20 protein-coding genes, 1 tRNA gene and 1 rRNA gene are annotated in these 21,803 nt (G+C 70.5%); 13 read left to right on the top strand and 9 right to left on the bottom strand.

The features are described from left to right. Positions 1 to 134 precede the first annotated feature (134 nt). The 8 genes from rrf (at position 135) to ABD298_RS08520 (ending at position 6,746) form a co-directional block, all read left to right on the top strand. Positions 135 to 251 (top strand): 5S ribosomal RNA (gene rrf / locus ABD298_RS08555). 178 nt (positions 252 to 429) lie between these two features. Beyond that, positions 430 to 1,365, top strand: a complete 936-nt coding sequence (locus tag ABD298_RS08550; RefSeq protein ID WP_344299257.1) for an ABC transporter ATP-binding protein — start codon at positions 430 to 432, stop codon at positions 1,363 to 1,365. Continuing rightward, positions 1,331 to 2,131: an ABC transporter permease subunit gene (locus ABD298_RS08545; protein WP_344299256.1), complete on the top strand. Its 801-nt coding sequence runs from the start codon at positions 1,331 to 1,333 to the stop codon at positions 2,129 to 2,131. The genes ABD298_RS08550 and ABD298_RS08545 overlap by 35 nt, the downstream gene beginning before the upstream one ends. A 142-nt stretch (positions 2,132 to 2,273) precedes the next feature. Then, positions 2,274 to 3,260, top strand: a complete 987-nt coding sequence (locus ABD298_RS08540; RefSeq protein ID WP_208710536.1) for an ABC transporter substrate-binding protein — start codon at positions 2,274 to 2,276, stop codon at positions 3,258 to 3,260. A 37-nt stretch (positions 3,261 to 3,297) separates the two neighbouring features. Continuing rightward, entirely contained in the window at positions 3,298 to 4,281 is a 984-nt protein-coding gene (locus tag ABD298_RS08535; RefSeq protein ID WP_344299254.1) for an ABC transporter substrate-binding protein, read from the top strand. Continuing rightward, positions 4,278 to 5,141, top strand: a complete 864-nt coding sequence (locus ABD298_RS08530) for an ABC transporter permease (RefSeq protein ID WP_344299253.1) — start codon at positions 4,278 to 4,280, stop codon at positions 5,139 to 5,141. The genes ABD298_RS08535 and ABD298_RS08530 overlap by 4 nt, the downstream gene beginning before the upstream one ends. Further along, positions 5,138 to 5,911 (top strand): ABC transporter permease, encoded by a 774-nt coding sequence (locus ABD298_RS08525; RefSeq protein WP_344299252.1) that lies wholly within the window; start codon positions 5,138 to 5,140, stop codon positions 5,909 to 5,911. Before ABD298_RS08530 ends, ABD298_RS08525 begins: the two co-directional genes overlap by 4 nt. Then, positions 5,901 to 6,746, top strand: a complete 846-nt coding sequence (locus ABD298_RS08520) for an ABC transporter ATP-binding protein (protein ID WP_344299251.1) — start codon at positions 5,901 to 5,903, stop codon at positions 6,744 to 6,746. The genes ABD298_RS08525 and ABD298_RS08520 overlap by 11 nt, the downstream gene beginning before the upstream one ends. A 42-nt stretch (positions 6,747 to 6,788) precedes the next feature. On the opposite strand, the gene ABD298_RS08515 is transcribed toward ABD298_RS08520, so the two are convergent. Further along, positions 6,789 to 7,679, bottom strand: a complete 891-nt coding sequence (locus tag ABD298_RS08515; protein ID WP_344299250.1) for an aminoglycoside phosphotransferase family protein — start codon at positions 7,677 to 7,679, stop codon at positions 6,789 to 6,791. A 227-nt stretch (positions 7,680 to 7,906) separates the two neighbouring features. Between ABD298_RS08515 and ABD298_RS08510 the strand changes: the two genes are divergently transcribed. From ABD298_RS08510 to ABD298_RS08500, 3 genes are all read left to right on the top strand, one after another. After that, complete coding sequence (locus tag ABD298_RS08510; RefSeq protein ID WP_208710531.1) at positions 7,907 to 8,191, top strand: HU family DNA-binding protein; 285 nt, start codon at positions 7,907 to 7,909, stop codon at positions 8,189 to 8,191. Between the two features lie 109 nt (positions 8,192 to 8,300). Then, complete coding sequence (locus ABD298_RS08505; protein WP_425564355.1) at positions 8,301 to 10,436, top strand: bifunctional copper resistance protein CopD/cytochrome c oxidase assembly protein; 2,136 nt, start codon at positions 8,301 to 8,303, stop codon at positions 10,434 to 10,436. A gap of 247 nt (positions 10,437 to 10,683) precedes the next feature. Next, complete coding sequence (locus ABD298_RS08500; protein WP_344299249.1) at positions 10,684 to 12,765, top strand: NHL domain-containing thioredoxin family protein; 2,082 nt, start codon at positions 10,684 to 10,686, stop codon at positions 12,763 to 12,765. A 78-nt stretch (positions 12,766 to 12,843) separates the two neighbouring features. On the opposite strand, the gene ABD298_RS08495 is transcribed toward ABD298_RS08500, so the two are convergent. From ABD298_RS08495 to ABD298_RS08480, 4 genes are all read right to left on the bottom strand, one after another. Next, on the bottom strand, positions 12,844 to 13,833 hold the full coding sequence (locus tag ABD298_RS08495; protein WP_344299248.1) for a hypothetical protein: 990 nt from the start codon (positions 13,831 to 13,833) through the stop codon (positions 12,844 to 12,846). Positions 13,834 to 13,918: 85 nt separating this feature from the next. Then, entirely contained in the window at positions 13,919 to 15,595 is a 1,677-nt protein-coding gene (locus ABD298_RS08490) for a helicase HerA-like domain-containing protein (RefSeq protein WP_344299247.1), read from the bottom strand. A gap of 5 nt (positions 15,596 to 15,600) precedes the next feature. Beyond that, on the bottom strand, positions 15,601 to 16,542 hold the full coding sequence (locus tag ABD298_RS08485) for an SDR family oxidoreductase (protein ID WP_344299246.1): 942 nt from the start codon (positions 16,540 to 16,542) through the stop codon (positions 15,601 to 15,603). Further along, positions 16,539 to 16,985 (bottom strand): nuclear transport factor 2 family protein, encoded by a 447-nt coding sequence (locus tag ABD298_RS08480; RefSeq protein ID WP_344299245.1) that lies wholly within the window; start codon positions 16,983 to 16,985, stop codon positions 16,539 to 16,541. Before ABD298_RS08480 ends, ABD298_RS08485 begins: the two co-directional genes overlap by 4 nt. An 86-nt stretch (positions 16,986 to 17,071) precedes the next feature. On the opposite strand from ABD298_RS08480, the gene ABD298_RS08475 reads away from it, so the two are divergent. Next, the gene (locus tag ABD298_RS08475) at positions 17,072 to 17,731 is read left to right on the top strand and encodes a TetR/AcrR family transcriptional regulator (RefSeq protein WP_344299244.1); all 660 of its coding nucleotides are present in this window, start codon (positions 17,072 to 17,074) and stop codon (positions 17,729 to 17,731) included. A gap of 51 nt (positions 17,732 to 17,782) precedes the next feature. Here ABD298_RS08475 and ABD298_RS08470 read toward each other — a convergent pair whose 3' ends face one another. From ABD298_RS08470 to ABD298_RS08460, 3 genes are all read right to left on the bottom strand, one after another. Continuing rightward, on the bottom strand, positions 17,783 to 18,718 hold the full coding sequence (locus ABD298_RS08470; RefSeq protein ID WP_344299243.1) for an AEC family transporter: 936 nt from the start codon (positions 18,716 to 18,718) through the stop codon (positions 17,783 to 17,785). A gap of 88 nt (positions 18,719 to 18,806) precedes the next feature. Next, a complete protein-coding gene (gene panD / locus ABD298_RS08465) occupies positions 18,807 to 19,232 on the bottom strand; it encodes an aspartate 1-decarboxylase (protein ID WP_208710523.1) in 426 nt (141 codons plus the stop codon). Between the two features lie 48 nt (positions 19,233 to 19,280). Then, positions 19,281 to 20,132, bottom strand: a complete 852-nt coding sequence (locus ABD298_RS08460; protein ID WP_344299242.1) for a LysR substrate-binding domain-containing protein — start codon at positions 20,130 to 20,132, stop codon at positions 19,281 to 19,283. A gap of 143 nt (positions 20,133 to 20,275) precedes the next feature. On the opposite strand from ABD298_RS08460, the gene ABD298_RS08455 reads away from it, so the two are divergent. Beyond that, positions 20,276 to 21,610: an MFS transporter gene (locus ABD298_RS08455; RefSeq protein WP_425564354.1), complete on the top strand. Its 1,335-nt coding sequence runs from the start codon at positions 20,276 to 20,278 to the stop codon at positions 21,608 to 21,610. A gap of 77 nt (positions 21,611 to 21,687) precedes the next feature. Here ABD298_RS08455 and ABD298_RS08450 read toward each other — a convergent pair. After that, positions 21,688 to 21,761: transfer RNA gene (locus ABD298_RS08450), tRNA-Gly, on the bottom strand. Positions 21,762 to 21,803 lie beyond the last annotated feature (42 nt).

Genomic DNA, 21,803 nt, shown 5'->3' with positions numbered 1-21,803 from the left:
CGCGTCCACCATACGGTCCCCGGACAACAAACCCCGGCACCACCCACAACCGAATACACCGCACGGAGAACACACCGTGACCACACGCTTCCCACCACCCCCCCACCCCGGGGGGCCAGGACGGGACACAGGGTTACGGCGGTCACAGCGTGGGGGAAACGCCCGGTCCCATCCCGAACCCGGAAGCTAAGACCCACAGCGCCGATGGTACTGCACCCGCGAGGGTGTGGGAGAGTAGGACACCGCCGGACAACACCACCAGGTCGAGCCCCCCAGCACCCGCCGGGGGGCTCCCTGCATTTAAGAGGCGGTTTCAACAGGCGCTCGGGTGCGCACGTCGCGCACAGGGCCCATCTGACCCCCGGGGTCGGGCGGCAGACGGTCCTTTGGCCTCTGGTCGGCCCTACTGCGGCTGCTGATACTGGCCGCATGCGTGCAGACCAGCCCGTCGTGATTGACGCTCTGACCAAGAGATTCGGGCGCGCCGTGGCCCTCGACCGCATGGGCTTCTCGATAGAGCCGGGCGAGGTGTTCGGGTATCTGGGCCCCAACGGGGCGGGGAAGACCACGACCATCCGGCTCCTGCTCGGGATGATCCGCCCCACGGCGGGCGGCGCGGCCATCTTCGGCCTCGACGTGTGGGACCGGGCCGTGGAGGTGCACCGCCTGGTCGGGTACGTCCCGGGGGAGCCGTCGCTCTACCCCCGGCTCACGGGCCACGAGCACATCGAGTACCTGAGCCGCCTGCGCGGCCGCAAGGACCATGCGCTGGCCCGCGCGCTGGCTGGGAGGCTGGGCCTGGACCTCGCCAAGCGCAGCCGCACGCTCTCGCGGGGCAACCGGCAGAAGCTCGCCATCGTGCTCGCCCTCATGTCGCAGCCGCGGCTGCTCATCCTGGACGAGCCGACCAGCGGCCTGGACCCGCTCGTGCAGAGGGAATTCCATGCCATGCTGCGCGAGCACACCGCCGGCGGCGGCAGCATCCTCCTGTCCTCCCACATCCTCGGGGAGGTCCAGCGCGTCGCCGACCGGATCGGCGTCGTGCGGGAAGGGCGGCTCGTCGCGGTGGAGAGGCTCGCGGACCTGAGTCAGAAGTCGCTGCACCACGTGAGGGCATCGTTCAGCGCAGAGGTCAGGCCGGAGGACTTCGCGGGCGTTCCCGACGTGCGAGACCTCGCCGTCGATACCCACTCCATGACCTGCAGCGCTCCCCAGTCAGCCCTCGACGCCCTCCTGAAGAGGGTCAGCGCCCACCCCGTGATCGACTTCGAGTGCGCGGAGGCCGAGCTCGACGAGATGTTCCTGACCTACTACGGAGGAGGGGCCGACCATGCTGACCAGCGTGTTCCTCAAGACGCTTCGTGACCAGCTGCGGGCACTGGCCGGCTGGGCGGTCGCGATCGCCGTCCTCGTGGCGATGTACGCGGCGATATGGCCCAGTATCCGGGACCAGCCATCGATGAACGCGTTCCTCGACCAGATGCCGGAGGCGCTCCGCAGCCTGTTCGCGATGTCGGGTGCGGACATGTCGACGCCGACCGGCTACATCAAGATCGAGCTCCTGTCCTTCATGGGGCCCATCGTCGTCCTCCTGTACGCGATCGGCACGGGCGTCGCCGCCGTCGCGGGCGAGGAAGACCACCACACGCTCGAACTCCTGCTCTCCACGCCCCTCAGCCGGACCCGGATCGTGCTGGAGAAGGCCGCGGCCATGGCCGTGGGCACCGTCTTCCTCGCAGCGACGATGGGAGCCTCGCTCATGGTCGAAGGCTCGTGGACCGGGATGGACCTCCCCGCGGACAAGGTCTTCGCGGCCATGGGCCATCTGGCACTCCTCGGACTCGTGTTCGGCGCGCTCGGCCTGGCCCTCTCCGCGGCCACGGGGCGAGCGGGCCTGAGCAAGGGGCTCCCCGCCGCGCTTGCCGTGCTCGCGTACGTGGTGAACGGGCTCGGCGGAGTCGTCGACTGGCTCAAGCCGGTCCAGAAGTACTCGCCCCTCTACCAGTACTCGGGGCATGACCCCCTCGTGAACGGCGTGGACTGGCCGAGTGCCTGGATCGCCCTCGGGACGGCCGTGGTGCTCGCGGTGCTCGCGGTGGTCGCGTTCCGGCGGCGCGACGTGGCGGTCTAGGGCCACACGGCACTGGAGGAGCACAAGCGCTCCGAATGATCAATAGTTGATGTTCTCAATGATTGAAGATAGTGTGCACTTTACGTGGGGTGGATCACATCGGGCCAACGGTGACCCGGCACCCCCAACAGGGAGCTGAGACATGTTGAAGACTGTTGCCAAGGCGCTCGCCGGAGCCGCCGTCGTCGCCGTCGCCCTCACGGGGTGCGGGTCAGGATCGCCGTCGGGGAGCGGCGGAGCCAGCCAGCAGGGCGGCTCGGGATCGCTCACGAAGGTCACCGTCGGCCTGCTGAGCATCGCGCCCTCGGCCGCGGTCCAGTATGGAGTCGAGAAGGGCTACTTCTCCCAGGAAGGCCTCGACGTCCAGTTCCAGACCGGTCAGGGCGGCGCTGCCATGCTGCCGGCCGTCTCGTCGGGCAGCATGGACTTCGCCGTGGGCAACCCGCTCTCCGTGCTCGTCGCCGCCGACAAGGGGCTCGACATGAAGATCGTCACGGGCTTCTCGAACTCGATCGCCAGCGGCAACGACATCGAGGCGGTCATCGTGAAGAAGGACTCGCCGATCCAGTCCTGGAAGGACCTCGCGGGCAAGACGGTGTCCGTCAACGCAGTCAACACGCAGGGTGACCTGACCATCATGGAGTCCGCCGCCAAGGAGGGCGCAGACCCCAAGGCCATCAAATTCAGCGAGGTCGCGTTCCCCGACGCCCAGGCGCAGCTCGATCGGGGCAACATCGACGCGGCGTGGGTCCCCGAGCCGTTCATGAGCAAGATGCTCAGCGACCCGAACTACCGGCTCCTCGGCTACCCCTACCAGGAGGTCATCCCGGGGCTGCCCACGATGGTCTCGTTCACCTCCGGCAACTTCGCCAAGTCCAACGCTGACACCGTGCAGAAGTTCAAGAAGGCCATGCAGACCACGCTTGACGCCGTGCAGAAGGACCAGCAGGGCTTCAAGGCCTCCGCCGGCACTTTCCTCAAGATGGACGCCGCCGCCGCGCAGAAGCTGAACATGGAGGAGATGTCCGCAGAACTGCGCGAGAAGCAGCTCACCGATCTCGGCAGCCTCATGCAGAAGTACAAGTTCGTCTCCAAGCAGCCCTCAGTCGACTCCCTCCTCGTCAAGTAGCCCCGCCCGCACCCGGGGACCTGAAAGGAACACACCCATGATGAAGCGCATCGCGACGGCAGCAGCCGCAGCGCTCACCATCCTCTCCCTCGCCGGCTGCGGCTCGGGCTCCCCCAGCGGCGGGTCGCAGACCGCCGCCGGAGGCGGAGGCGGCCAGACGCAGAAGATCACGGTCGGAGTGATCCCGATCGTAGACACCGCTCCCATCTGGCTCGGCAGGTCCAAGGGCTTCTTCACCGAGGAGGGCCTCGACCTCGACATCCAGACCGCCACCGGCGGCTCGGCGATCGTGCCCGGGGTGCAGTCCGGCAGCTACGACTTCGCGTTCTCCAACCTCATCTCCGTCATGGTCGCGCGCGACAAGGGCCTCGACATGCGGTTCGTGGCCGACGGCGCATCCTCCACGGGCGACCCCGCCAAGGAGTTCGGCGCGGTGCTCGTCAAGGCTGACTCGCCGATCAAGACCGCGAAGGACCTCGCCGGCAAGAAGGTCTCCGTCAACAACCTCGCCAACATCGGCGACACGACGGTCAAGTCGGTCGTCGAGAAGGCGGGCGGGGACCCGTCGACCGTCCAGTTCGTCGAGGTCGCCTTCCCCGACGCCCAGGCGGCGCTCGAGAAGGGCGTGGTCGACGCCGCGTGGATCCTGGACCCGTTCCGCACCGCAGGCGTCGAGGCGGGCGACCGGGTGATCAGCAACAACTTCGTGGAGTTCGACCCGAAGCTCGACATCGCGGGGTACTTCACGAGTGGGGACACCGCGAAGAACAAGCCCGAGCTCGTCGGCAAGTTCACGCGCGCGATGAACAAGTCCCTCGAGTACGCGCAGGAGCACCCCCAGGAGGTCCGGGACATCGTGGGCACATACACGAAGATCGACGCCGCGACGCGCGCGAAGATGAACCTGCCCCTGTACCGCAGCGCGTTTGACCGCGCGGCCGTGCAGAAGCTCGGCGACGCCGCGCAGAAGTACGGCACCCTCAGCAAGCCCGTGAACCTCGACGACCTCCTGCCGCGATGAGCACCGAGGCAACACAGGCCAGCGGGCGCCCCGCGGCGTCCCTGCCGGCCCCGCGGCGTTCGAAGCCGCGGGCCGGCGGAGGGCGGCGCGGGTGGAAGACGCCGGTGCTCGGCGTCGTGGGCATCCTCGCCTTCCTCGCGCTGTGGGAGCTGGCGCCCGCGAGCGGAATCATCCAGGCGAAGTACCTCCCCCCGGCCTCGGAGGTGCTGGCCGCGCTCGCGAACGACTTCGGCCTGGCGCTGTTCTGGAAGGCCGTGGCGGACACGATGTCGGCGTGGGCCGTCGGCCTCGCGATCGCCGTCGTGCTCGCCACCGTGCTGGGCCTCGTGATCGGGATGTTCTCGTTCCTGCGGCGGGCCACGAACTCGACCATCGAGTTCCTGCGCCCGATCCCGTCGGTCGCGCTCATCCCGCTCGCGGTGCTGCTGTTCGGCATCAAGATCGAGTCCACGCTCATGCTCGTCGTGTACGCGAGCTTCTGGCAGGTGCTCATCCAGGTCCTGTACGGGGTGGCGGACGTCGACACCGTGGCGATGAACACCGCGAAGAGCTACGGCTTCTCGTGGTGGCAGCGGGTGCGCGACGTCGTGTTCCCAACCGTGCTGCCGTACCTCATGACGGGCGTGCGGCTGGCCGCCTCGGTGGCGCTGATCCTGGCGATCACGGCCGAGCTCGTCATCGGCTCCCCCGGCCTCGGCCGCGAGATCGCCCTCGCACAGTCCGGCGGTGCCATCTCCGGCATGTATGCCCTCATCCTCGCCACCGGCCTGCTCGGCGTCCTCGTCAACCTCGCCGCACGGTGGGTCGAGCGGCGCGTCCTGGCCTGGCATCCGTCGATCCGCGGGGAGGTCGCGGCATGAAGATCCTCAAGGCTTTCCTCTACGGGATCGGGCTCCCGGTCCTGCTCATCGCGCTGTGGTGGGCGGCGACCTCGGGCGCCCCGAACTTCTTCGTGCCCACACCGGGCGCGCTCGTCGAGAAGTTCCCGGCCACCTGGTTCGGGGACAGGCTCCTCACGGACGTGCTCCCCAGCATCCTGAGGCTCCTGGCGGGACTCGCCGTGGCGATCGTCCTGGGCATCGTGCTCGGCCTGCTCGTGGGCCTGAGCCCCGTGCTGCGGGCGCTCACCGAACCGGTCTTCGAGTTCTTCCGCGCCATCCCGCCGCCCGTGCTCGTCCCGGTGCTCATGCTCATCGTCGGCATCAACGACTCGATGAAGGTCGCCGTGATCGTGTCGGGCTGCGTGTGGCCGGTTCTGCTGAACACCATCGAGGGCGTCCGCGCCATCGACCCGGTGCAGAACGAGACCACCCGCTCCTACGGGATCACGGGCTTCAGCAGGGTCCGGTACCAGATCCTGCCCTCGGCCGCGCCGCAGATCTTCGCCGGTGTGCGCCAGAGCCTCTCGATCGGCCTGATTCTCATGGTGATCTCCGAGATGTTCGCATCCTCATCCGGCCTCGGGTTCACCATCGTGCAGTTCCAGCGCTCCTTCGCGATCCCCGAAATGTGGTCCGGGATCGTGGTCTTGGGCCTCATCGGCGTGGCCATGTCGCTCATCTTCCAGTGGATCCAGCGGATCGTCCTCCGCTGGTACAACGGCCTTAAAGAGGTAGAGAATGCAGCCTGACCAGACCCAGACCGTCCCCCGCGGGCGCACCCTCCCCGAGGGCGAGGCCCTCCTCTCCGTGCGCGGCGTGAAGAAGGTCTACCGCACGGACGCCGGCCCCGTCGAGGCCGTCCGAGACCTCACGTTCGACCTCGGCCACAACGAGCTCGCGTGCATCGTCGGGCCGTCCGGCTCGGGCAAGACCACCCTGCTCAAGTGCATCGCCGGCCTGCTCTCCACGACCGAGGGCGAGGTGGTCCTGGACGGGAAGAAGGTCACGGGGCCGCCCAAGAAGATGGCTGTCGTGTTCCAGGAGTACGGCCGGTCCCTGTTCCCGTGGCTGCGCGTCAAGGACAACGTGGAGCTCCCGCTCAAGAACGCCGGCGTTCCGAAAGCCGAGCGGGAGAAGCTCGTCAGCCAGGCCCTCGAGGCCGTGGGCCTTGCCCACGTCCCGCGGTCGTACCCGTGGCAGCTCTCGGGCGGCATGCAGCAGCGCGTGGCCATCGCGCGTGCGGTCGCGTACCAGCCCGAGGTGCTCCTCATGGACGAGCCCTTCGCAGCAGTCGACGCCCAGACCCGTGCCGACCTCGAGGACCTCATCCGGCGGATCTGGAAGGACCTCGGCGTCACGGTCCTGTTCGTCACGCACGATATCGACGAGTCGGTGTACCTGGGCCAGCGCGTGATCATGCTCTCGTCCTCGCCGACGGTGGTGCAGGAGGACCTCGTGATCGACCTGCCCGCCGAGCGCGACCAGCTCGAGACCCGTGCCCTGCCGCGCTTCACCGAGCTCCGGCACCACGTCTACGAGCAGATCCAGCTGGCGAAGCAGGGGCACCGGCCCGACGCGAGGTGACGCCCGGGGCGAGGCCGGTGCTCTGGGGTCGGGACAGCCGGCTCAGGCGAGCCAGTCCACGACACGCGCCAGCATGCGCCGACCCTCCTCCTCGAACGCAGGGTCGCCGACGTCGTGGGCCCACACGATCGTCCCCAGCGACTGCAGGATGTTGTCGAGGCGCCATGAGCCCGGCTCCTGGGCCGGGTCGCGGCCGTACCCGGCGTAGAACGCCGCCCGCAGCCGCGCGGCGTCGTGCGTCCCCTGCCGGTCCGGCTCGAACCACTGGTGTTCGAGCCGGACGAGGTCGGTGACCCACGGCCGGTACCCGGCGCGGCCCCAGTCGATGACGGACAGGGTCCCGCCGGCGGACGGGTCGCCGTCCAGGAGCCAGTTGCGCGGTGTGTAGTCGCCGTGGGTCGCATACAGGCGCCGGGGCTCGGGCCTGTGCGCGTGTGCCGCGCGCTCGACGGCGCGCAGGTGGGCTGCGGGGGCCAGGCCCCCGGCGCGGGCGAGGAAGTCGCCGACCTTGTTCAGCGCCGCGGGGTCATAGCTGACTGTCTTCTCGCCGGGCACGTGGACGAGCGAGAGGAGCTGGCCGGCCTGGCGGAACGCCTCCTCGGACCGCTCGTGGGCGCTCCCTTCGACGAGGCGGCCGGGCAGCCACGTCGTGGCGAGGACGCCTGCGCGGGTGTCGGCGTGGAGGAGCCGGGACGCCCGCGGCGGTTCTTGCGAGGCGAGCGGCGCCGTCATCCGGCGGTGCGCCCGGACCTCCCGCTGGATGTGGTGGCCCGTGTCGGACGCCTTCACGACGGCGGTCCCGCGCCCCGTCCGCACCCGCAGGACGTGGATGCCCTGGACCCCCCACGAGAGGTCCTCAAGCACCTCCCATTCCCCGAACCATGCCTCGAGGAGGGCGAACTGCCCCGCGTTCAGGGGCGTGGAGTCGGTCACAGTGCCACGGTACTGTCCGGCGCCGTTCCGGGGTCAAATATGGGACTTGAGCCCTCGGTTAAGGGGTGCTGGGTGTGCTCGAGAAGGGAAAATGCCCGAAAAACCGCGGAAACACGCGGGTTTCTGCTGGCGTCACGACTCCCAACTGGTAAGTTGCGGTAACAGCAGGCCCCGGGCGAAAGCCGCGCGGGGACTGGCACGAACAATCCACACGTCCAGGAGGACACATGGCTAAGAACCGCAGCGAGCTGGTTGCAGAGGTTGCTGGCAAGACCAGCCTGAGCCAGACCGCCGTCAACGGTGTGCTCGACGCACTGTTCGAGGTCTTCGAGACCTCCGTCGCGAACGGTGAGAAGGTCAGCATCCCGGGCTGGCTCGCCGTCGAGCGCACTGAGCGTGCCGCCCGCACCGGCCGCAACCCCCAGACCGGCGCCGCCATCGAGATCCCGGCCGGCTACAGCGTCAAGCTCACCGCGGGCTCGAAGCTCAAGGCCGCAGCGTCCGGCAAGTAAGGCTTTCCCTTCTCAGGGGGCGGCGGGAGGCACCGCTGCCCCCTGAGGGCGTTAACCACCCCACCCGGGAGTGGAGATCCGCCCCAAGCCGGTGGGGGAGAATGGAGAGGTGCCTCGTTCTGCTCTTCCCGTCCGTCCGTCCGCCCACGACACCGCCACGGGCGGACCCGTGCGCGGCTGGGCGATCGGAGCCGGCGTCGCGGTGCTGGCGGCGCTTGCTGCAGGGCTCCTCTTCTCGGGGGCGGCCGATCCGCGGCAGGTGCTCGACCCGGGCGCCCTCGTTCGATGGGGCCTCCCTGTCGCTAAGGCGGTGCTCAACGTCTCCCTCGCGCTGGTGATCGGAGGGATCACCTTCGCCGTGGGCGTCCTGCCCCGCTACCCCTCGCGACGGCGTACCGACCACGGGCACGACGACGCCGAGGAGCACCCGGCCTTCACGCGGTCCCTCCGCATCGCCACCGCGGGCGCCATCGTCTGGACGATCAGCGCAATCGCCGTCCTCGTCCTGACCCACTCGGACCTCGTGGGGCAGCCCCTCTCCGGCAGCGCCGACTACACCAAGCAGCTGGTCTTCTTCATGACCGACTTGGACGTCGGGCGCGCGTGGCTCACCATGGTGATCATCGCGGCAGTCGTGGCGACCCTCCTGTTCGCGGTCCGATCGCTCACGGGCCTCGCCCTCACCGGGCTCCTCGCTCTCGGGGGCCTCGTCCCGCTCGCGCTGATCGGGCACTCCGCCAGCGCCGGCGACCACGAGGGCGCCATCAACTCCCTCGGCCTGCACCTCGTCGGCGCCTCGCTGTGGCTCGGAGGCGTCGGCGTCCTGGCCCTGCTCGGACGGACCCTCGCCGGCGGTGCGGACCGCCCGGGTTCCGCCCCGGCCGGCGGGAGCGGGGGACGCGCCGTCGTGCGTGCCTCCGACGCGACCGAGGCCGCGCTGCGGCGGTTCTCCGCGCTCGCGCTGTTCGCGTTCCTGCTCGTCGTGGCGTCCGGCGTCATCAACGCCCTGATCCGGCTCCCGAACCTCGGCGACCTCGTCGGCTCCGCGTACGGGCAGCTGATCCTTGTCAAGACGGCCCTCGCCCTCGTGCTCGGCGGGATCGGCTTCATGCACCGCCAGTGGGTCATCCCGCAGCTGGGCCGTGGGGCGTCGGCGCGCCGGGTGCTGTGGCAGCTCATCGGCGTCGAGCTGGTCGTGATGGGCGCGGTGTCCGGGGTCGCGGTCGCCCTGTCGCGCTCTGCGCCGCCCGAACCGACGACCTATGCCCCGGACGCCTCGCCGGCTTTCATCCTCACCGGATACGAGCTCCCGCCCGAGCTCACCCCGGCACGCTGGCTGACCGAGTGGCGCGCCGACTGGCTCTGGGTCGCCGTGGCACTGTTCGGCGCCGTCACGTATGCGCTCGGGATCGTCAAGGTGGTGCGGCGCGGGGACTCGTGGCCGTGGGCGCGGGCGCTGACGTGGTTCGTGGGGCTTGCCGCGCTCACCTACATCACGAGCGGACCGCCGGCCGTGTACGGGCGCGTGCTGTTCTCCGCGCACATGGTGGACCACATGATGCTCACGATGGTCGCGCCGATCTTCCTCGTGCTCGGATCCCCGATCACGCTCGCACTCAAGGCCCTCACGCCCCGCGGCGACGGCAGCCGCGGGCTGCGCGAGTGGATCCTCGTGTTCGTGCACTCCAAGTGGTCGCAGCTTGTCACGCACCCGCTCTTCGCCGCCGCGAACTTCGCCGGGTCGATCATCCTGTTCTACTACTCGGACATCTTCGGGTACGCCATGCGCGACCACGTGGGCCACGAGCTCATGAACCTGCACTTCACGCTCACGGGGTACATCTTCGTGCTGACGATGATCGGCTCTGACCCGCTTCCGCGCCGTGCCCCATACCCGCTGCGGCTCCTGCTGCTGTTCGCGACCATGGCGTTCCACGCGTTCTTCGGGGTGGCCATCATGGGCTCCGACATCCTGCTCGAGCCCGGGTACTTCGGCAATCTGGGGCGGACGTGGGGGCCCTCCGCGATCGCCGACCAGCAGGCCGGCGGCGCCGTGGCTTGGGGAATCGGCGAGATCCCGACGCTCTTCGTGGCCATCGGGGTGGCGGTCATGTGGTCTACCTCGGATGCCCGGGAGACGCGGCGCCGCGACCGCGCTGCGGACCGCGACCACGAGGCCGAGCTCGAGGCGTACAACGCGATGTTCTCCCGACTCAACGAGCGCGATCGCTCGCGGGGTCAGTAGGCACCCTCCCCGCCGAGGTCACCGGGTGTGGTGCCGAGGTCACCGGGTGTGGCGCCGAGGTCACCGGGTGTGGTGCCGGATCGGCGTCGGTGGGGGTGACTTCGGGCGCATACGGGGTGACTTCGGGCGCATACGGGGTGACTTCGGCGTGCGGCTGCCGGCGACGCGCGGCGTAACGTGGGGAAGAAAGCCCGGGATAATGGGGTTGCCGCTTAAGGCCCCGTTCCACCATGCATGAGGAGTGCCCGTGACCGCAGAATCCACTGAGGACCAGCACAGCGCCGGAGCCCTGCGCGCTGACTCCGTGCGCACCGCCCGTCGCGTCCGCGCGAGCGAGCTCGGCGGCCGGGGCTGGCTCAACACGGGTGGCAAGGAGCTGGACCTCGCGGCGCTGCGGGGCAAGATCGTGCTCCTCGACTTCTGGACCTTCTGCTGCATCAACTGCCTCCACGTCCTCGACGAGCTGCGCCCGCTCGAGGAGAAGTACAGCGACGTCCTGGTCACCGTCGGCGTGCACTCGCCCAAATTCGAGCACGAGGCGGACCCGGTGGCGCTCGCGGCCGCAGTGGAGCGGTACGAGATCCACCACCCGGTCCTCGACGACCCGGAGCTGCTCACCTGGCAGGCATACACGGCGCGCGCGTGGCCGACCCTCGTCGTCGTCGACCCCGAGGGCTACATCGTCGCGCACCTGTCCGGGGAGGGCCACGGCGGCGGCCTCGGCGTGCTGGTCGAGGAGCTCGTGGCCGAACACGAGGCCAAGGGCACGCTCCACCGCGGCGACGGCCCCTACGTCGCGCCCGAGCCCACCGCGGGCACCCTCCGCTTCCCCGGCCAGGCCGTGCCGCTGCCCAACGGCAACTACCTCGTCGCCGACACCGGCCATCACCGCCTCGTCGAGCTGCGCCCGGACCTCACCACGGTCGAGCGGGTCATCGGCTCCGGCACGAAGGGGCACCTCGACGGTCAGGCCGAGGTCGCCCAGTTCAACGAGCCGCAGGGTATCGCCGTCCTGCCGGCGTCGGTCGCGTGGCAGACCGGCTACGAGGCCATCGTCGCGGACACGGTCAACCACCGGCTCCGCGGCGTGACCCTCAGCTCCGGCTACGTCCAGACCCTCGCCGGGAACGGCATCCAGCGGCTCCTCGACGCCGGCCCCGCCCGGGTGGACGGCGACGGCGCAGGCACGTGGGCCAAGGCCGGGAAGGACGACGCCGGCGCTCCCGCCACCGCGGCGGCCGGCTCGCCGTCGGACGGTTCAGGGGCACCCCACGACGTGTACGCCGGCGACGCCGAGGACATCGGCTACCTCGGGCACGGCGCCGGCGTCTCGCTCTCCTCGCCATGGGACGTCGTGTGGAGCGAGAAGCTCGGCAAGGCGGTTGTGGCGATGGCCGGCACGCACCAGATCTTCACGTTCGACCCCCTCACCAACGAGGTCGCGATCCTCGCCGGATCGGGCCTCGAAGGACTCCTCGACGGCTCCGGGCCGCAGTCGTGGTTCGCGCAGCCGTCCGGGCTCGCCGTCGACCCTTCCGGGGACCTCTGGGTCGCCGACTCCGAGACGTCCGCGCTGCGCCGCCTGCGCCTCGGCGCATCGGGGCGGAACGGGGACGTCGTCGTCGAGACGGCCGTGGGCAAGGGGCTCTTCGACTTCGGCTTCCGCGACGGTGACTCGGACACCGCCCGCCTCCAGCACCCGCTCGGCGTGACGGTCCTTCCCGACGGCTCGGTCGCCATCGCGGACACGTACAACGGCGCCGTGCGCCGGTACGAGCCCACGACCGGCGCCGTCTCCACGCTCGCGAGGGGACTCGCGGAGCCCGCGGACGTGGTCGTCGTCGTGCCCGAGGACGGCGAGCCTCTGCTGCTGGTGACCGAGACGAACCGGCATGAGCTGGTCCTCGTGCCGCTTCCGAAGGAGGCGCACCAGGTCGACGAGGGCGAGCGCCAGACGCAGCGCCCCCGCACCGCAGTCGCCTCCGGCCCGCTCGACCTGAACGTGCGCTTCGCCGCACCTACTGGGCAGAAGCTCGACGACCGGTGGGGCGACCCGACCCAGCTGAAGGTGTCCGCGACTCCGCCCGAGCTGCTGCTCGGCGGCACTGGGACGTCGCAGGGCCTCGCGCGCACGCTCGAGCTCAACCCCGAGATCGCCGAGGGCGTCCTGCACATCACGGCCCGTGCCGCGGCCTGCGACGGCGCGCCCGGCGAGGAGATCCCGGACCACGCCGCCTGCCACCTGTACCAGCAGGACTGGGGCATCCCGGTGGTGCTCCAGGACGGGGCGGACTCGGCCCTCACGCTGGACCTCCGCGGCATGGACTGACGCAGGAGGTGACCCCCAAGAGGTGACCCCCAGGAGGTGACCCTCAGGAGGTGACCCCCAGAGGGCCGGCTGCGTGACCTACTTGAACTGGGGCGTGACCGTGATGGCCGTGTCGGTGACGTCGAGGCGGGCCGAGAAATCGTAGCCGAGCTCCTCGTCGAGGGGCTGGCGCGCGCCGGTGAAGAGGTTGATCTGGGTGGCCTTGAGCCGTGCCGTGCCGGTCAGCGGGGCCACGACCCAGTGGCCCTCGAACGGCTCGACGGAGACCTTGGGGTACGTCTCGACGCTCCACTGGATGGTTCCGTCCTGGATACGGCTGTTCGTGGCCAGGGCGAAGGGGCAGTCCGGCTGGAGCCGCTGCTGCTGCGTGGCCGTGCGGGCGCACTCGTCCAGGTAGCCGCGCACCTTGGTCTCGATCGACTCGACGAGCTGGGGCGTCGCCTTGGTCGCGAGGCTCATTGCCGGCGTCCCGCTCGTGCCGCTCACGACGACGGCGCTCGGCTCGGCCGCGAACTGCTCGCCCGGGAGCGAGCCCACGTACGAGCCGGGGTAGAAGACGGGAAACGCGTTGGCTCCGCCGGGCATGTTCACGGCCACGCCGTTCACGGTGGCCCGCGCGGAGTTCACCACGGTCGCCTGGAGCGTGGGGAGCGTGCCGCGGACCATCTGCCAGCGGGGGAAGAACAGCCAGTCGGTGCCAGCCCGCTCGAGCCGGAAGCTGCTGTCGTGCCGGCCGCCGTCCACGGTGTAGTGGACGGTCACGGAGGCGTGGTCGTCGTCGGACTCGGTGGTCTCGAACGCGAGGTCCCGCACCCGGCTCATCGAGTCGCGCAGCGGCGTCCCGTCGAGGAGCGCCGGGCTGCCGGGCGGGACCTGGGCGCGGAGGACGCCCAGGGCGCGGGCGCCGTCGCCGGCCTGGAGGGCGGCAATGTAGCTGCGCACGGGCTGCTCGGGCCCGGAGACTGTGGACTTCACCGTCCGCACGGCTACGACCGAGCCCACAATCGCCACCACGAGGGCCAGCAGCCATGCGGCGGCGACCCTGAGGAGGGCGGGACTCTTCTGCACTCGCCCCAGCCTACCAACGCGGGCGGGGCCTACGAACGCGGGGCGGGGCCGCGTCCAGGGCGGCGCACACCCAGGGCGGGGACGGCTAGCGGCGCCGCCGGCGTGAGGACGTGCCGAACATCCCGCGCATGAGCTCGCGGCCCAGCTGGGTCCCGAAGGAGCGGGCCATCGACTTCAGCCCGCCGCCCAGGGCACCGCCCAAGCTGCCCACGACGTCGCCGAGGACGCCGCCGTCGTCGTGCCTCTCGCCGTCGTGCCCCTCGCCGTCCCGTCGGTCCGCGTCCCGCGGGGCGGGGGGCTCGAGGTTCGGCGAGGGGAGCGGCGGCGGGGGCGGCAGGGGCGCACCGGTCTGTGCGGCGGGCTCAGCCGCCTGCTTCTGCTCCGCGGCCTGCTGGAGCTTCTCGTAGGCGGTCACATTGTCGACGGCGGTCCCGTACCGCGCGAGGAGCGGCGAGGCCTGGACGGCGCTCGCCACGAGCGCGGGGTCCGAGGGGCCCATCTTCGACTCGGGAGCGCGCAGGCGCGTGAGGGCCACGGGGGTCGGGGCGCCCTTCTCGTTCATCACGGTGATGACGGCCTCGCCGATCCCTGCGGAGGTGAGGACCTCCCCGAGGTCGTAGTCGCTCACGGGGAACGTGGACACGGTGGCCTTGAGCGCCTTCGCGTCCTCGGGCGTGAAGGCGCGCAGTGCGTGCTGGACCCGGTTCGCGAGCTGCCCGAGCACATCGGCCGGGACGTCCTTGGGAGTCTGGGTCACGAAGAAGATGCCCACGCCCTTGGAGCGGATGAGCCGGACCGTCTGCGTGATCGCGTCGAGGAACGCCTTGGACGCGTTGTTGAACAGCAGGTGCGCCTCGTCGAGGAAGAAGACGAGCTTGGGCTTGTCTGCGTCGCCCACCTCGGGCAGGTCCTCGAACAGGTCTGCGAGGAGCCACATCAGGAAGGTCGAGAACAGGAGCGGCTTGCTGGCCACCCCCGGGAGCTCGAGGCAGGTAATGACCCCGCGTCCGTCGGGACCGGTCCGGAGGAGCTCCGAGGTGTCGAACTCGGGCTCGCCGAAGAACTTCTCCATCCCCGCGGCCTCGAGCCCGACGAGCTCGCGGAGGATCACCCCGGCCGTGGCCTTGGAGAGGCCGCCGAGGTTCTCGAGCTCGTCCTTGCCCTCGGCGGAGGTGAGGAACTGGATGACGGCCCTCAGGTCCTTGAGGTCCGTCAGCTCGAGCTGGTTCTTGTCGGCGAAGTGGAAGATCAGCTGCAGACTGGATTCCTGCGTCTCGTTCAGCTCCATGACGCGCGAGAGCAGGATCGGCCCGAACGAGGTGATGGTCGCCCGCACGGGCACTCCGGCGCCTTCGCCGCCGAGCGCGAGGAACTCGACGGGGAAGGTCGAGGACTTCCAGTCCTGCCCGAGGCCCTTGGTACGGGCCAGGAGCTTCTCGCTGCCCTCCCCGCCAGTCGCGAGACCGGTGAGGTCGCCCTTCATGTCCGCCAGGAACACCGGGACGCCGGCCGTGGAGAGCTGTTCGGCGATCATGTGCAGGGTGACGGTCTTGCCGGTGCCGGTCGCGCCGGCCACGAGCCCGTGCCGGTTCATCATGGCCAGTGGAAGCCCCACCTGCGCCTCCGGGCGGACCTCGCCGTCCACGATCGCCGCCCCGAGGGCCACGGTCGCGCCCTCGAAGACGTAGCCCTTCTGGATGGTGGACAGCTTCTCGTCGGTCGTCTTCGCCGTGCTGGTCTTCGCCGCGCTCGATTCAGCCATGCGGCTCAGCTTAGCGGGGAGTGACCCGCGTCATGCTGCTCGGCGGGCATCATGTCCGCGAGAGCCTCCTCCAGGCTCGTGAGCGGAAGGTCCGGGAACTCGGCGCGGCCGGGGGCGGGATCGAAGGACTCGTCGCCCGAGTCCTCCCACACCCCCGCCGCGGCCACCCGGGCCAGGAACGGCGAGAACGGCCTCGCGGCCACGGCCATGACGCGGAGCACCGGCGTCGGCACGCGCTGCACCGACCCCCGGCCCGCCTTCGCGATCATCGCCCCTGCGACCTCGTTCGCGGTATGCGTCGCGGAGCCCCACTCGATCATGCGGTTCCTCAGCGCGGGGTCGGTCAGGGCGCGCACGACGACGGCCGCGGCGTCGTGCGCGGACGTGAAGGTCACCGGGGCCTCGCCTGAGCCGAAGACGGGCACCTTGCCCTTGGAAGCCAGACCCTCGCCCATGATGTCGAGGCGCTGTTCGAGGATGGCTCCGAGGCGCACAATGGTCCACGCCATGCCCGAGGTGCGGGTGGCCTCCTCGGCTGCCGCCTTGCACCGCAGGTACTCGATGGGCGCGTCCGGCGCAGCACCGTGCATCGACATCATCACCAGATGGCCGACGCCGGCCTGTGCCGCCGCGCGCACGAGCCGGATCGCGCCGTCGCGGTCGACACTGCGCTCGTCGGCGCCCTTGGGGATGCCGAAGCCCGAGGCGGCGAAGACGACCTGGCTGCATCCTTCGACCGCACGGCGGCAGTCGGATTCGGAGGCGAGGTCCCCGCGGAGGTACTCGGCGCCGTCGTCCGCCTGGCTCCCTGCCGGAGTGCCGGGGGAGGGGGCGGGGAACGGCTGGGAGGCGCCGCGCGCCATGACGCGGACCTGTTCGCCGCGGCTGAGCAGCTGGGCGACGAGCTCGCGGCCGAGGCGGCCGGTGCCGCCGACGACGAGGATCATGGCCGGCCTCCCGTCCCCACACCGGTGGTCTCGCGGACGGCGGCGTCGACGTCACCCGATGCGTGCTCGACAGGCTCGAGGTAGAAGCGGACTGCTGAGACGAGGTCGTCGTGGAGGGTGAAGACCGAGACGCCGGCGAGATCGACGGGCACGCCGTCCCGTCGGGTGCCCCGCTGCCCCCACTCGACCCAGACCATGCCGTCCGGCGCCGTCGTCGCGCGGACGACGAAGGGAACAAGGTCCGGGATCCCGGCGAGGATGGAGGTCCAGTTCTTCCGGACCTGCTCGCGGCCCCTGAAGCCGCGGTCCGGGTGGATCGGGGTCTCGTTGAGGTAGTCCTCGGCGAAGCAGGCAACCATGCCGTCGAGGTCGTGGCGGCTGATGGACTCGAAGAGCCGGCGTACGGGACCTGCGGGGAGGAGGTCGATTCCTGAGGCGTCCATGACGTGCTCCTGTGGTGCTGGGGAAGGTGGAGGCTGGTACGCTCAATTTCAATACAGTCAACTGTATTGATTGGAGTATAGGTCCGGTGCCACAGACGGTCAACGGCTCCGGCCGCGCCCGCGGCTACGACGCCTCCCTCCGGCGAGAGCGCGCCGAGGCCTCGCGGCGCGAGGTCCTCGCGCGGGCACGCGAGCTGCTGCTGTCCCAGGGGTTCGGTGCGACGACGATCGCGCAGATCGCGCGGGCCGCTGGCGTCTCGCCCGAGTTCGTGTACAAGAACTTCGGCGGGAAGCCCGGCCTGGTCCGGGCCATCTGGGACCAGAGCCTCCTCGGTTCGGGCGAGGTGCCCGCCGAACAGCGCTCCGACACGGCCCAAGAGGAGGCGACGGACCCGCACGCGCTCATGGAGCAGTTCGGACGGTTCGTCGCCGAGATCAGCCCCATCGGGTCCCCGGTCCAGCTTCTTATCCGGGACGCGGCCGCGAGCGGGGACGACGAAATGGCGGCGCTGCTGGAACAGGTCGACGCCGCGCGGTACCGGCGCATGCTGCACAACGCCCGGCACGTGCTCGCCCGCGGGCTGCTGCGCCCCGGGCTCAGCGAAGCCGAGATCGCCGACGTCTTCTTCGCGTGCACCTCTGCCGAGCTCTACGAGACGCTCGTCCTCAAGCGCGGCTGGAGCCATGAGCGGCTGGGGGAGTTCGTGGCGAGGACACTCGCGGCGAACCTGGTGGCGGCGCCGTAGGGACGGGACCCCGCAACGCAGGGAAATGCCCCCTCATCAGGGGGAGCGCCGTCAGGAGAGGAGCGCCGCCATGCCGGCCATCGCCGGGACGGCGACGACGGTCGTGATCAGCACGGTGTCCTTCGCGACCACGATCCCGTGGCGGTAGCGCTGGGCAGCGATGTAGACGTTCTGCGCGGTGGGCAGTGCGGCCGTGACGACCGCGGCGAAGAGCTCGTGCCCGCCGAGCCCCAGCGCGAACCGGGCGAACACGAAGGCAATGAGGGGGTGGACCACGACCTTCAGCGTCGAGGCGAGGGCCGTGTCGAACCGCCGCCCGTCGTCCGCGCGCAGGGGCCGCGAGCCGTGCAGGGAGATGCCGAACGCCATGAGCATTGCCGGGATTGCCGCGCCGCCGATGAGGTGGATCGGCTGCATGATGAGCTCCGGCGGCGTCCACCGTGTTCCGGCGAGTACGAGGCCGATCAACGAGCCGATGATGTTCGGGTTCGTCACGATGGGGAGCACGAACTGCGCCGCGCGGGCCAGCCCAGGCTTCGCGGTCGCCGTCGTGCCGTCGAGGAGGAGCAGGTACGACGGCGTGAAGAGGGCCAGCTGGAAGATCAGCAGCGGCGCGACGAAGCTCGCGTCCCCGAGCACGAACACCGAGATGGGGATGCCCAGGTTCCCCGAGTTCGCGACGGAGGCGCTCATGGAGGCGATGAGGGCCTCGGGGGTGCCGCGCCCGCGGAACCAGCGGAACACCACGAGCGAGATGAGGCCGATCGCGGTGGAACTCACCGCGATTACGAGCAGGTGCGTGGAGAAGACGGCCCGCAGGTCGGAGCGCGCGAGGGTCTCCAGCAGGAGCGCCGGGCTGGCCACGAAGAAGGAGAGCCTGCTGAGCACTGCCTGCGCGCCGTCGCCCAGGATTCCCTGGCGGGCGCAGAACCACCCCACGCCGATGATGGCCCAGACGACGGCGAAGCCCTCGAGGACGCCTAGCATCGGCGGCCCCGTGCGCACGTGGACGGGAAGCGGTTTCTCGGGGGCATGGCCCCCAGCCTAGCGCCTGCCCGCGGTGTCCGGCGGGGGACTAGTTCAGGTGTGCCTGGATGGCGAAGGGCGGCCGGAGCATCCCGGCCCCGTTCCCCTCGGCCGGGTCGGTGCCGAGCTGGACGATCTTGTTCTCGGCGTCGACGTGGACCACCGTGGGGACGAACTCGCGCGCCTCGGCGTCGGACATCGAGGCGTAGGTGATGAGGATGACCAGGTCCCCCTCGTGGATGAGGTGGGCCGCGGCGCCGTTGATGCCGATGACGCCGGAGCCGCGCTCGCCCGCGATCGTGTAGGTCTCGAGGCGGGCGCCGTTGGTGATGTCGACGATCGAGACGAGTTCGCCGGGCAGGATGTCGGCGGCCTCGAGCAGGTCAAGGTCGATCGTCACCGAGCCGACGTAGTGGAGGTCAGCGTGCGTGACCGTGGCGCGGTGGATCTTGGACTTGAACATTGTGCGGTTCATCGCGCCCAATTCTACTCCGGACGCCGCGCCGCCTCTGTGGCGTGCGCCTCACGTGCGTCCGAGCGTGCGTCCGAGGATCGCCTCCGTGAGGGCATCCACCGCCGCCGAGTTCGCCAGGGGGTTGCGGATGAGCGTGAAGTCGACGTCCCCCACAGGCGGCAGGTCGAAGCGGTGGGTGATGATCTTCAGGTCCGTCGGCACGAGCGTCGTGGGCATGACGGCCACGCCCAGGCCCGCGCGGATCGCCGCGAGGACGCCCGCGATCTGCTTGGTGCTGCACGTGACCTTCCATCGCCGCCCGCTCGCCTCGAGTGCCTGGATCGCGAGCGTGCGGGACAGGCTCGGCGCGGGATAGGCGACGAGCGGCACCGGGTCGCCCGGGTCCAGCGCGGTCTCCTCCACCCCGACCCACGAGAAGGTGTCCTGCCGCACCACCGTGCCCTCCTGAGCGCCGGCCACCCACTTGATGAACACGAGGTCCAGCTGGCCGGCCTTGAGCCGGCGGTGGAGATCGTCGCTCTGGCTCACGGTCAGCTCGAGGTTCAGCTGGGGGTACGCGCGCCGGAACTCGCGCAGGATCCGGGGCAGGCCGGTGATCGCCAGATCGTCCGCCGTGCCGAAGCGCAGGCGCCCGCGCATGGCCTCGCCGCGGAAGTAGCGCGCGGCGTCGTCGTGCGCGGACAGGATGGTGCGGGCGAAGCCGGCCATCGCGTCGCCGTTGTCCGTCAGCCGCACGCCGTGCGTGTCCCGGACGAGGAGGAGGCGCCCGGCGGCCTTCTCGAGCTTGGCGACATGCTGGCTCACGGTGGGCTGGGCCAGGCGCAGCCGCTCGGCCGCGAGCGTGAAGCTCAGATTCTCCGCGACGGCCAGGAAGCTGCGCAGGTGGGTCGGGTCGAACATGGTGGGAATGCTCCCCGAAAGCATTGCGGACCGCAATAGCAGTTAGAGGAGGAATAACCTTCCGCAATTGAATCGGCCCTGCCTAGCGTGGAGGCAGTCGACTTTCCAGGCCTTACGCTCCCGAACGACACCAGGACTCCTCCGTGACCTCGCCCAGCTCAGCCCTGCCCTCAACCACGTCGGACAACCACTGCACCGCCTCCACGCCCCACCGCCGCCCCGCCGCGATCCCGCCGACCGGACCGATCGCCGTCGTGCCCGAGCGGCTCCCGTGGCGGCACACCTTCATCTCGCTCTCCGTGCGGAACTTCCGCCTCTTCGCCGCCGCGCACTTCGTCGCGGTGGTCGCGCTGTGGATGCAGCGCATCGCCCAGGACTGGATCGTGCTCGAGCTCTCCGGGTCGGTGACGGCCGTCGGCGTCACCGTCGCTCTCCAGTTCCTGCCCGTGCTCCTGCTGGGGCCCTGGGGCGGCCTCATGGCGGACCGCTTCTCCAAGCGCCGACTCCTCCAGGGCTGCGCCGTGGCCTCCGCGGTGTGCGCCGCTGCCCTCGGGACCCTGGCACTCACCGGCGCGCTCGCAGTCTGGCACGTGTACGGCATCGCGCTCCTGCTCGGGATGGTCACCGTGCTGGACCAGCCGGCACGGCAGGTCTTCGTCAACGAGCTCGTCGGGCCCGCGTACCTGCGTAACGCGATCAGCGTGAACTCCACGACCTTCCAGCTCGGCGCGCTCATCGGCCCCGCGGTGGCCGGCTGGCTCCTCACCGCGGTCGGCGGCGGGTGGGCATTCGCGATGAACGCCGTCGCGTGCCTCGTCACCGCATGCGCGCTCGGCGCCCTCCGGCGCGACGAGCTCACCGTCGCCCCGCCCACGCCCAAGTCGCCCGGCATGCTGCGGGAGGCGTTCGCCTACGCGTGGCGCAAGCCGACGATCCGCTGGCCCTGGACCCTGGCCGGTGTCGTGGCCGTGTTCGCGATGAGCCTGCCAGTGCTCCTCGCCGCCTACGCCGAGCACGTCTTCGGGGTAGGCGCCGCAGGGTACGGGCTCCTCAACACCATGGTCGCCGTCGGGGCGCTCACCGGGGCGATCGCCTCGGCGCGGAGGGTCCGGCTGAGCCTGCGCACCGTGGTCCTCGGCGCGGGCCTGCACGGGTCGATGCTGGCGCTCGCCGCGCTGGCGCCCTCGCTTCCGGTCTTCTGCGCGCTCGTCGCCGTCACGGGCTTCTGCGCCCTCCTGTTCCTCACGAGCGCGAACCAGCTCGTGCAGACCAGCTCCAACGTGGGGATCCGCGGCCGCGTCATGAGCCTGTACACCATGGTGCTCATCGGCGGACAGGCGCTCGGCGGCCCGCTCCTGGGCTGGCTCGCCGAGCACCTCGGCGCCCACGCCGCGATGCTCGTCTCCGGCGGCGTGCCTGCCCTCGCTGCGGGGGCGCTCGGGCTGGTCCTGTGGAGGGCAGCCAGGCGCCGGGTCTAGCGCGGCGGGCTGCTGGTCCGGCGTGCCGGGCGGACGCGCGGGACGAGAAAACCCCCGGTCCGGGGACCGGGGGTTCGTGGAGCGGCCGACGGGAATCGAACCCGCGTATCTGGCTTGGGAAGCGAGCGCTCTGCCATTGAGCTACGGCCGCGTTGCCCTGAGGCTTCCCCCAGCTTACAACACGCTCAGGACT

Origin of the sequence: Sinomonas flava (assembly GCF_039531875.1) — a bacterium.
In the GTDB taxonomy this organism is placed as follows: domain Bacteria; phylum Actinomycetota; class Actinomycetes; order Actinomycetales; family Micrococcaceae; genus Sinomonas; species Sinomonas flava.
This window is presented reverse-complemented; position numbering and strand designations above follow the sequence as displayed.